Source organism: Protofrankia sp. Cj3 (genome assembly GCF_917627355.1).
Lineage (GTDB): Bacteria > Actinomycetota > Actinomycetes > Frankiales > Frankiaceae > Protofrankia.
This window is the reverse complement of the sequence record NZ_CAKJTR010000335.1, coordinates 1,890-2,750: the sequence shown is the minus strand read 5'-3', so window position 1 is coordinate 2,750 and position 861 is coordinate 1,890. Positions and strand designations below refer to the sequence as shown.

The window sequence follows — 861 nt, the reverse complement described above, 5'->3', positions numbered from 1 at the left end:
GGCTGGGATACCTATGGGTGGTTTGGTGGCGGGGCAGTCTTCGATGGCTTTGCGGTGGGGCGCCGATACAACCTTCTCTGAAATGCTCCATCATCTACCAGTCGTCCAGGAACCCGTGTACGCGATCTTGCCCTCCATGTCGGAGGATGCTGTCACCCACTGGCTACAAGCCGCGTCCGACCATCCGCTGACGGTCTCGAACACGCTGCCGGAGACCTACGCTGACATGACTGTCGTGCAGTTCCCGCCGGGCACCGGCCGGGACGCCTCCACCGTGCTGAACGTGGATTCGGCGGCGGTGACCGTCGCCGTTGTCGACCCGTCGACTGAGATTGACCTGATGGTCGAGGACTGGCCAGAGCCCGGCTCGACGTTTGTGACGCTTCGCCATGATTCTTCGGATCCGCCGGATTCCGCGCCGGTTGTCGGCAGCCCAGGCGGTGGCCGGAAGACCAGCGCCACCGGAGCCACGAATGCGTCCCGCCCCGCCACCGGCGCGAGTTCCCCCTGGGGGTGGTCCAGCAGCGGGATGTCCACTGTCAGTGAACTATTGCGGCGGGTCGGTGCCGTGCGGGCGGCCGAGCTGCTCGAGGCGGTGGAGCGGTTTGTGGAGAGCGGTTCTGGCCGGGCGCTGTTGACGCCTAACGATCTTCTTGCCTTGGTGGTGCGGGGTCATAACGGTATCCATCGCACAACCGCCTATGAGAAGGATCTTCCTGAACTCAAGGTCAGGACATACCACGGATGGATGTACACGGCGAACCTGTTCACCCCGGAGATGGCCACCAGCCTGCGGCCCGGCACTCGGGTCGGCCTGCCGGGGTTCGCGCAGGCGTCGTCCGATCCGGCCACGATCGTCGG

Annotated in this window: 1 protein-coding gene; it reads left to right on the top strand. The window is 65.2% G+C overall.

Annotated features, from left to right (window positions below; genetic code table 11):
* Positions 1-115: 115 nt before the first annotated feature.
* The coding region (locus MJ783_RS23300) for a hypothetical protein (protein WP_239314040.1) at positions 116-861 on the top strand (746 nt) is incomplete at its 3' end.